Here is a 9,276-nt window from a genome sequence, read left to right on the forward strand (position 1 = left end):
CCATCATGATGAGCCAGTTGCCGAGCCTGTTCGGCGTCACCGGAGGCGGTCACAATTTCTTCGATCGCGCCATCAAGCTCAGTGGCCAGCTCGGCGGCATCAATTGGCTGGTTCTGGCGATCGGTGCCATCGCGCTCTTCTTCCTCCTGCTCGGAGAACGGCGGCTGCCCGGAAAGCCGGTCGGGCTCACGATCATGTTCCTGTCGATCGCCTTGGCGACACTGCTTGGCCTTCCGTCCCTCGGCGTGCCAGTCACCGGCAAGATTCCGGAGGGCTTGCCGGCGATCGGATTGCCCAGCTTTGGTCTGTTGGAGCCCGACGAGCTGTTTCCGTTGGCCGCGGGATGCGTCTTGCTGGCCTATATAGAAGGTGTCTCCGCCGCCCGCAGCTTTGCTGCCAAGCATGGCTATGCGCTCGATGTCCGGCAGGAGTTCCTGGGGCTGGGCGCGGCGAATCTCGTCACCGCGTTCGGCCACGGCTATCCCGTGGCCGGCGGGCTGTCGCAATCTGCGGTCAACGACAATGCCGGGGCACGCACGCCACTGGCGCTGGTGATCTGTTCGGCGACGCTCGCGCTGTGCCTGCTGTTCTTCACGGGGGTGTTGACAAATCTGCCCAAGGCAGTGCTGGCGGCGATCGTCTTTGCTGCCGTCTACAGGCTGGTGGACATCCGCGCGCTGTTTCGGATGTGGCAAGTCAGCCGCATCGACTTTTATGCCGCGGCGATTGCGCTCCTGTCAGTGTTGCTCCTGGGGATCCTGCAAGGCGTCCTGCTGGCGGCGATTGCGTCGATCGTCCTGCTCCTGGCGCGGGCATCACGTCCGAACGTTGCTTTCCTCGGCCGGCTTCCGGGGACCGGCCGCTACTCCGACAATGCGAGGCACGATGGCGTCGAGCCATTGGTCGGCATCATCGCATTTCGACCCGAAGCCTCGCTGCTCTACATCAATGCTGAAACGATCCTGGAAGCAGTTTTGGACACCTTGCTGAGGTCAGTCGATGTCAGGCTGGTAGTCTGCGATCTCTCGGCATCGCCCTATATCGATCTGGCGGGTGCGCGCATGTTGCACGATCTCTATGACGAACTCGCCTCCCGGCATGTCGCATTCTGCATCGTCGGCGCGCACGCACAGTTGCGCGATCTGCTGCGGGCCGAAGGACTGGCGGAAAAGACCGACAGCGGGGCGTGGCTTCGCTCGCTCGACAGCGTGCTCGGCGAAGGCAACGCCGGACATCCCGACACCGAGCGTCGGCCGACTCGCTAGCCGGCTTGCTCCGATCCGATCCCACCTATCGCCCGCAAACGATCGCGCGACAGCCGTCTCGGACGATATTGCATCGCGAAGCGTCGGGCGTCTGCAAGATGCGCGACCGTTGACTTGGATCAATGGATCGAGGTCGGCGGGCATCACGATCCGGCCGCGACCTCGCAAAGATCCGGAGAGAGACATGTCCAAGGATGCCAAGCCTGCAGAAAAGCGCATCGATCAGTTCATTTCCGGGCCCGGTGGACGGGCGGACGACTGGCGCGATCTGGTCGAGGCAGCCAAGACATGGGCGCGCGGCGGCGACCGAGCGAAGTATGACGCGGCGCTGGTCAATCTCTCCGTGATAGAGGAGTTTCACGGCTATCCCGGGCCGCAATTGATGGCGGTGTTGCGGGAAGCGGCCTCGGCCGGCGATGCGGCGGGTTCGCTTGGCCTTGCGACGCGCATCACGCAGGCCCTGATGACGAGATCCTTCCGCCAGCATGCCGGCGACTGGAATCCCAAGGACGACGGCAATAGCGATGCGCCCGAGCTCGTGCCCTCGACTTTCGGATCRCATGAGGGCCATCGGCCCTATTTCGAAACGCTGATCGTCACCGGCGTCTCCTCCCACAATTGGCCGGTGCTCGCCGCCGAATGGCGCAAGCTGCGACGTCCGGTCGATTCCTTCGTCTATGAGCCGGTGATCGTCGGCAGCCTCGAAGACGCCTTCTGCGCGACGATGCTCAACCCCAACATCGCGGCCGTCGTCATCAACGAAGGGTTCGGCCTGCGCTCGCGTCACGACGCGCCGGTACTGCGCACCATGACCGCCGCCGCGGGCATCAATGACGAGGCGGACGCGTCCGCACTTCGGCTCGCGCACATCATCAAGCGGGTGCGTCCCGAACTTGACCTCTATCTGATGTCAAATCGCGACGTCGAGGAAATGGCGGGAAACCCCGAGGCCGATGTGGTTCGGCGGATATTCTACTCCGTCGAAGAGCTCCTCGAGCTCCATCTCTCCATCCTCGAAGGTATCCAGGATCGCTTCGACACACCGTTCTTCGACAATCTCAAGAAATACGCGCAACGCCCGATCGGGACGTTCCATGCGCTGCCGATCGCGCGCGGCAAGTCTGTCTTCAAGTCGGACTGGATCCGCGACATGGGCGAATTCTACGGCCTCAACCTGTTCCTGGCCGAGAGCAGCGCGACCACCGGCGGGCTCGACAGCCTGCTGGAGCCGACCGGCAACATCAAGAAAGCGCAGGACAAGGCGGCGCGCGCGCTCGGCGCGGATCGTGTGTTCTTCGTGACCAACGGTACCTCGACCTCGAACAAGATGGCGGTGCAGGCTCTGCTCGGGCCGGGCGACATCGCGATCGTCGATCGCAACTGCCACAAGTCGCACCACTACGGCATGGTGCTGGCCGGCGCCCAGCCGATCTATGTCGAAGCGTTCCCGATGACGGCATATTCGATGTATGGCGCGGTGCCGCTGAAGACGGTCAAGCAGGCCCTGCTGAATGCGAAGGCCGATGGCCGGCTGAACCGCGTCAAGATGCTTGACCTGACCAACTGTACCTTCGACGGCCACATCTACAACACCCGCCGGGTGATGGAGGAATGTCTCGCGATCAAACCGGACCTGATCTTCCTCTGGGACGAAGCCTGGTTCGGCTTTGCACGCTTCTCGCCGTTCCTGCGGCGGCGCACCGCCATGGGCGCCGCCAACGAGATCGAGGCCTGGATGCGCGATCCGAGATCGGTCAAGGCTTACGAAGCCCAACAGGCTGTGCTCGGCAAGAACCCCTCCGACGAGATGCTGCTCAAGACACGGCTAATCCCCGATCCGCGTCAGATCCGCTTGCGCGTCTACCAGACCAATTCGACCCACAAGTCGATGTCGGCGATCCGGCAGGGCTCGATGCTGTCCGTCAAGGACGTGGAGTTCCACACGGTCGAGCAGCAGTTCAAGGAGGCCGTGTTCACGCACGCATCGACCAGCCCGAACCAGCAGCTCATCGCCAGCCTCGACGTCTCGCGGCGCCAGATGGAGCTCGAGGGCTATGGTCTCGTGGCCAATGCGATGGAAATTGCGTTTGCCATCCGCCATGCGGTCAACAACAATCCGCTGATCTCGAAATACTTCCGGATTCTCGGCGCGGACGCCATGGTGCCGGCGCAATACCGCCAGAGCGGCTTCACCGACTATCTGGCAGCCGGTACGAACTGGGCGAGCATTCTGAAGAGCCTGGACGACGACGAATTCTGCCTCGATCCGACCCGCATGACCCTGGTGTGCGGCACCGCCGGCTACGACGGCACGCAGTTCAAGGGAATCCTGGCCAACGAGTACAATATCCAGATCAACAAGACCTCGCGCAACTCGGTGTTGTTCCAGTCCAATATCAACAACACCCGCAGCGACGTTGCGCATCTGGTGAGGGTGCTGGCCGAGATCGCGGGCGAGGTCGATCGCGGGCTTGCTCAGGGCGGCGTCAATGCGAAGAAGACATTCGAGGCGCGGGTCAAGAGCCTGATGACCGACGTGCCGGACTTGCCGAACTTCTCGCATTTCCACCAGAGCTTCCGTGGCGATGCCGGCGCCAAGACCAACGAAGGCGATATCCGCAGCGGCTTCTACGCAGCGTATGACGCGGCAGGTTGCGAATTCATTCGCCTCGCCGACCCCGAGATCGACCGTCGCCTGAAGGCCGGTCCCGACCTCGTCTCGGCCAGTTTCGTGATCCCGTATCCGCCGGGCTTCCCGATCATGGTGCCGGGTCAGGTCATCACCCAGGAAACCATCGACTTCATGCGCAAGCTCGATGTGAAGGAGATCCACGGCTACGACGCCAAGGAGGGGTTGAAGCTCGTGCGCGCTGAAGCCTTGGCCAAGATCGGCAGGCCAAAGCCGGCCGCAGCGCCGAAGCTCAAGGCCGCGTCATAAGAGGGCACGAACATGCAGGCGTTTTTCACGTTCTTGCAGCAGAATCCGTTTCTGTTGCTGTTCTTCGTCGTCGGTCTTGCCGTCTGGATCGGCCGGGCCAGCATCAAGGGTTACGGCCTCGGCATGGTCGCCGGCGCCATCGTGGTCGGCGCAGCCCTTTCGGTCTGGGCCTCAACCTACGGCGTCAAGCTCGAGCTCAACGCCTTTGCCAAGAGCCTCTTCTATTATCTGTTCATGTATGGCGTCGGCCTCCGCGTAGGCCCATCCTTCATCAACAGCCTGAGGGGTGATGGCCTCAAATTCTGCATCCTGGCGGTGGTGTCGAGCGTGCTCGGCTTGGCGCTGGTCGTGATCTGCACCAAGCTCTTCGCGCTCCCGATTGGTGCAGCCGGCGGCATGCTGGCTGGATCGCAGACCATGTCGGCCGCGATTGGTTCGGCCGAGCAGGCCGTGACCTCGGGTGTCGTGAAGCTTCCCGAAGGCATGAAGCCCGAGGACGCGTCGGGCATGATCGCACTGTCCTACGGCATCACCTATATCTGGGGTACCGTCGGCATCATCCTGATCTGCAAGTACCTCCCGCGCTGGTGGGGCGTCGATGCGAGGGCGGCAGCCAGGCAGTACGAGCAGGAGTTCGGCGTCAAGGATCTCGAGGGCGGCGGCCTGACCGGCTACCGGCAGTTCGGATTGCGCGCCTACCGATTGGAAAATCCGGCGCAGTTCGGCATGAGTATCGCCAAGTTCCGTGCGGTTCACCCGGAATACCGGATCGTCAACGTCGCCCGCGGCGGTGAGCCGCAAGGAGCCGATCCCGACTTCGTCCTGCAAAAGGGCGACGTCGTCGCGCTCGGCGGCTCGACCGAACATCTGACCGACAAGATGGGCCTGATCGGTCCCGAAGTTGCCGACGCCAAGGCGCTCGGCATTCCCATGGACCAGGCGGACATCCTCGTCACCAACAAGGAGATGGTCGGACGCACCTTCGAATCCTTCCGCGACACGGCGATCGCCGGCCAGTTGCAGGTTACCAAGGTCGAGCGCGGCGGCGTGCAGATCCCGGCCGGTCTCAAGACCGAGTTGCAGCGGATGGACATCGTGTCGGTGGTCGGCCTCAAGTCGGCCGTCAACGAGCTCGGCGAGATGTGGGGCCGCATCGCGCGGACCAACACCTCGACCGATCTCCTGACGCTCGCCGCCGGCATGATCATCGGCTTCCTGATCGGCATGATCGAATTTCCGGCCTTCGGCGCCAAGGTCGGCCTCGGCAACGCCGGCGGTCTGTTGCTGTCGGGCGTGATCGTCTCGTCGCTGGTCTCGCGGCTGCGCTTCTTCGGCAACACGCCAAACGCTGCGCGCAACGTGCTGGAGGACCTCGGTCTGGTGGTCTTCGTCGCCATCGTCGGTGTCAATGCCGGCGCCGGATTGCTGGCGCAACTGACCGGAGCCGTGGCCCTGAAGATCTTCGTTGCCGGCTTCATCGCCTGCACGATCCCGCCGTTCATCGTCTGGGCGATCGGCTATCACGTCTTCAAGATCAACCCGGCCGTGCTGATGGGCGGCGTTGCCGGCGCGCGCTCGCACTCGGGTCCCTGCCGCGAGGCCGCGGTGGAAATCCAGAGCTCCGTGCCCTGGATCGGATTCCCGGTCGCCTATGCCGTGTCGGGTATCCTGCTCACCGTGTTCGGTTACTTCGCGATGATCCTGGCGCAATAGCGCGGCACCTTCATTCAAAGGACAAGAGACATGAACAAACTTGCTGCTTGCGCCGCTCTCGCGACTCTCCTTGCCGGTGCCGTCGGTCTCAGTACGCCGTCACGTGCTGAGACCGGACAGGTGGCCGTCGTCTTCACCAAGGGCGGCTTCATCGTCGGCGTCGGCGGCGGTGAAGGTGTTCTGCAGTTGCGGGGCAAGCAATATCCCTTCACCGTGTCCGGCATGAGCGTCGGCTTCACGATCGGTGCCTCGACCACCAAGCTGGTCGGCCGCGCCCTCAACCTGAGGGGCCCGGCATCGATCGAAGGCTCCTACGCGGTGGGTGGAGCAGGCGGCGCCATTGCGGCGGGCGCAGGAGCCGTTCAACTGCAAAACGCAAATGGGGTGATCCTGCAGCTCAGCGGTCCGAAGGTTGGTGCGGAAGTGTCTGCCGCCGTGGGCGGTGTGACGATACGTTTGAAATAGACGCGGAGTGACCGGGCCGCCGCAGCGCGGCCCGGTGCGCGGCGGCTCCTCTCATCCAGGTCAAGCGGAGGAGATCGTCGCCCGGAATGCCATAAGGTGCCGTCCGCGATTTGCGAGGCATCGTCGAAGGGCGGATCACGGCACCCCAATATCGAGGGAGGACTAGCCATGCTTCGTTATCTTCTTGCAGCTGTCGCGGCCTTCGTTCTTCTCACTGCCACGCTCATCCCCGATGATGCCTACGCCCGTCGCGGCGGTGGTGGTGGCGGCTTTCGCGGGGGCGGAGGGGGCATGCGCGCCGGAGGCTTTCACGGTGGCGGCTATCGTGGCGGCGCGGTTCATGCCGGGCGGATCCATGGCGGGGCAGAGCGCGGCTATCGCGTAGGAGGTCCGCGCCCGAGCCATCCGATCGCGGGCCGTCCGGGCCGTCCAGGTTACCCCGTTGCCGGTCGTCYCGGCCGTCCGGTCGCTGGTTATCCCGGCGGCTATCCGCGATATGGCTACCGTGGCGCGGCCTACGGCGCCGCCGTCGGTGCGGCCGCAATCGGCGCCTATGGGTACTACAACAACAACAACTCCAACAATGGCTGTTATCAGGACACCTACGGCAATTGGGTCTGTCCGCAGTATCCTAACCAGTATCGATACTGAAAATGCGCGGCTGCCGGTCCGGACAGAGGATCTTGAGCAACGGAAGTCTCGCCTTGAGTGATCGGTCCGCGTCGTCACGCGGCCCGATCCTCGTCAATATCGTTCGGCGACGAACTTCATTCCTCGCAGGCCGGCCTGGTCGTTGTAGCGTCCCTTGTCGGAGCGCGGCGGCAGCCTGACCTTGTCCTTCTTGACGCGCTTGTAGCGAATCGCCTTCAGCAGATGCGCGATGCAGTTCAGCCGCGCCCGGCGCTTGTCGTCGGAGCGGATGATGTACCAGGGCGCATGCTTCGTGCTGGTCTTCCTGAGCATCAGGTYGCGCGCCCGCGAATAATCGTACCAGCGCCGGAAGGATTCCAGGTCCATCGGGCTGAGCTTCCATTGCCGGACGGGGTCGTCGATCCTGGCCTTGAATCGGCGCTCCTGCTCGTCCATCCCGACCTCGAGCCAGATCTTGATCAGGATGATGCCGCCGTCGATGACGTATTTTTCCATCTGCGGACAGAGCGCAAGGAAGCGATCGTGCTCGGCGGGTGTGCAGAAGCCCATGACGTATTCGACGCCGGCGCGGTTGTACCAGCTGCGGTCGAAGATCACGATCTCGCCGCCGGCCGGAAACTGCTGCATGTAGCGCTGAAAAAAGAGCTGCGACTTCTCGCGGTCCGACGGCGCCGGCAGCGCGACGACGCGGAACACGCGCGGGCTGACCTTCTCGGTGATCGCCTTGATCGTGCCGCCCTTGCCGGCGGCGTCCCGGCCCTCGAACAGAACGATGACCCGAACCTTGTTTTCCTTGACGTAGTCCTGGAGGTGGCAAAGCTCGACCTGGAGTTTTTCCAGTTCCTTCTCGTAATCCTTGCGCTTCATTCGCTCGGCAGGCTTGTCCTTGGCCATGCTCACCCTTTCGCCGTGTCAGGTCCCATGGGGCAGAGCGGTGCTTAATCACCCCACGAAATCGTAATGCCGATGTCGCCCGGCACGCCGCCCGGAAAATCGATGATCTGATAGGCGATGCGATAACCGCGCGGTTTCAGATAATCGGTCCAGAGCTGGAAGATTTCCTTCGGAATCCCCGTCAGGGTGTTCTCCCAGCCCTTTTCCTGCTGGTTGATGGCGCGGCCCTTGTCGCTGCACAGCGTGTTCGGGAAGCGATAGACCAGAACCTCGGTCAAGCCGTTTCGCACTGCACGCTGGATGATGGTCGAAGCGAGTTTGACCTTCTCGTCCTCGGTCTTGCCAGAGGGCTTGCTGAGGCGTTCAATCAGGGCGCGCTTCTCGGCTTCAGCTGCGGCGGCAAGGCGGGCATATTCGTCTGCCTTCTCGGCCTCCTTGAGGGCTGCTTCCTTGCGGATCTGCGTTGCACTGGGGATGAGATCATCGATGCCGGGCATGACAGGCCGCTCCTGTTTGGCTTTTCGACTTCAGCTTGCAGGCGACGCTAGGCAGGGCCGTTTCAGGCCCGTTGATCCAGATCAAGAAATTGCGCGACCCGATACCGACACTGGGTCCGAGTTATCCAAGCGGACGCACCCCTGAGGAGACAACGTTGAGCGAACAGCTTCATCCGATGGCCCCTCATCATCTGCCGTTCTATCTCGCGCCCGGAAGCGGGGTGGATCCGCTGATGGTCGTGATGGGCATTTTCCTKGTCGGCACCGTGCTGTGGGTGGGTACGCTCTATTGGAAGCTGCACAGCCTGCCTGAGCGGATGGCTCACAAGTCGCAGAAGCTGCAATTCGAGATCGTGGCTGTGCTGGGCATCATCTCGCTCTTCACGCACATGCACATTTTCTGGGTGGCGGGCCTCCTGCTCGCGATGATCGACCTGCCCGATTTCGGTACGCCGCTGCGCAGCATTGCGGGCTCCGTCGAGAGGATCGCTGACGCCGCGCCGAGCGAGGGGCGTGAATCCGAGCAACCGAGCCCGCCGCCGGCAGATAAGTCGATCACCAAGGAGAAGGAGCCCAGCCATGTTTGAGCTGATGTTCTGCTCCCTTCTAACCATCCTACCGGACTACCTCTACCGCCGCTATGCCCAGGGCAAGCGCTTCGGTAAGGAGATCACCTTCTTTTCGATCTGGTACGAGTTGCGATGGGGCATCACCGGCTGCTTGATGCTCACGGTATCGCTCATCACCATGATCTTCTACTTTCACCCGTCAACAACCTCGGCGACGCTCTATTACCGTACGGTGCCCATCCTGCCCGAGGGCTCTGGCCGGGTCGCGGAAGTCAATGTCGGTT

Annotated in this window: 8 protein-coding genes and 1 pseudogene; 7 read left to right on the plus strand and 2 right to left on the minus strand. The window is 62.9% G+C overall.

Annotated elements, in window-relative coordinates; all coding sequences use genetic code 11:
* From ACXJL8_RS24700 to ACXJL8_RS24720, 5 genes are all read left to right on the plus strand, one after another.
* On the plus strand, positions 1-1,265 hold a 1,265-nt coding region (locus ACXJL8_RS24700), incomplete at its 5' end, for a SulP family inorganic anion transporter (protein WP_456685748.1).
* 184 nt (positions 1,266-1,449) lie between these two features.
* Positions 1,450-4,203, plus strand: coding sequence for a decarboxylase (locus ACXJL8_RS24705; protein ID WP_456619975.1), 2,754 nt, complete (start codon positions 1,450-1,452; stop codon positions 4,201-4,203).
* Between the two features lie 12 nt (positions 4,204-4,215).
* Entirely contained in the window at positions 4,216-5,916 is a 1,701-nt protein-coding gene (locus ACXJL8_RS24710; RefSeq protein WP_456619976.1) for an aspartate:alanine exchanger family transporter, read from the plus strand.
* A gap of 30 nt (positions 5,917-5,946) precedes the next feature.
* Positions 5,947-6,381: a hypothetical protein gene (locus ACXJL8_RS24715; protein ID WP_456619977.1), complete on the plus strand. Its 435-nt coding sequence runs from the start codon at positions 5,947-5,949 to the stop codon at positions 6,379-6,381.
* Positions 6,382-6,549: 168 nt separating this feature from the next.
* A complete protein-coding gene (locus ACXJL8_RS24720) occupies positions 6,550-7,032 on the plus strand; it encodes a hypothetical protein (RefSeq protein ID WP_456685749.1) in 483 nt (160 codons plus the stop codon).
* 93 nt (positions 7,033-7,125) lie between these two features.
* On the opposite strand, the gene ppk2 is transcribed toward ACXJL8_RS24720, so the two are convergent.
* Together ppk2 and ACXJL8_RS24730 are read right to left on the minus strand one after the other, a co-directional pair.
* A complete protein-coding gene (gene ppk2 / locus ACXJL8_RS24725; protein ID WP_456685750.1) occupies positions 7,126-7,926 on the minus strand; it encodes a polyphosphate kinase 2 in 801 nt (266 codons plus the stop codon).
* Between the two features lie 44 nt (positions 7,927-7,970).
* Positions 7,971-8,423, minus strand: coding sequence for a hypothetical protein (locus tag ACXJL8_RS24730; protein WP_456619980.1), 453 nt, complete (start codon positions 8,421-8,423; stop codon positions 7,971-7,973).
* A gap of 176 nt (positions 8,424-8,599) precedes the next feature.
* Here ACXJL8_RS24730 and ACXJL8_RS24735 point away from each other — a divergent pair, with 176 nt between their 5' ends.
* The gene (locus ACXJL8_RS24735) at positions 8,600-9,010 is read left to right on the plus strand and encodes a hypothetical protein (RefSeq protein WP_456620091.1); all 411 of its coding nucleotides are present in this window, start codon (positions 8,600-8,602) and stop codon (positions 9,008-9,010) included.
* Positions 9,003-9,276: pseudogene (locus ACXJL8_RS24740) on the plus strand (HlyD family secretion protein); the annotation flags it as partial. The gene ACXJL8_RS24735 and the pseudogene ACXJL8_RS24740, both read left to right, overlap by 8 nt.

This window comes from Bradyrhizobium sp. P5_C11_2 (genome assembly GCF_054049755.1).

What these genes read in the sequence shown, in the direction of transcription:
- ACXJL8_RS24710 (WP_456619976.1), top strand. Translation starts at nt 4,216, where the DNA reads ATGCAGGCGTTTTTCACGTTCTTGCAGCAGAATCCGTTTCTGTTGCTG.
- ACXJL8_RS24715 (WP_456619977.1), top strand. Translation starts at nt 5,947, where the DNA reads ATGAACAAACTTGCTGCTTGCGCCGCTCTCGCGACTCTCCTTGCCGGT.
- ACXJL8_RS24730 (WP_456619980.1), bottom strand. Translation starts at nt 8,423, where the DNA reads ATGCCCGGCATCGATGATCTCATCCCCAGTGCAACGCAGATCCGCAAG.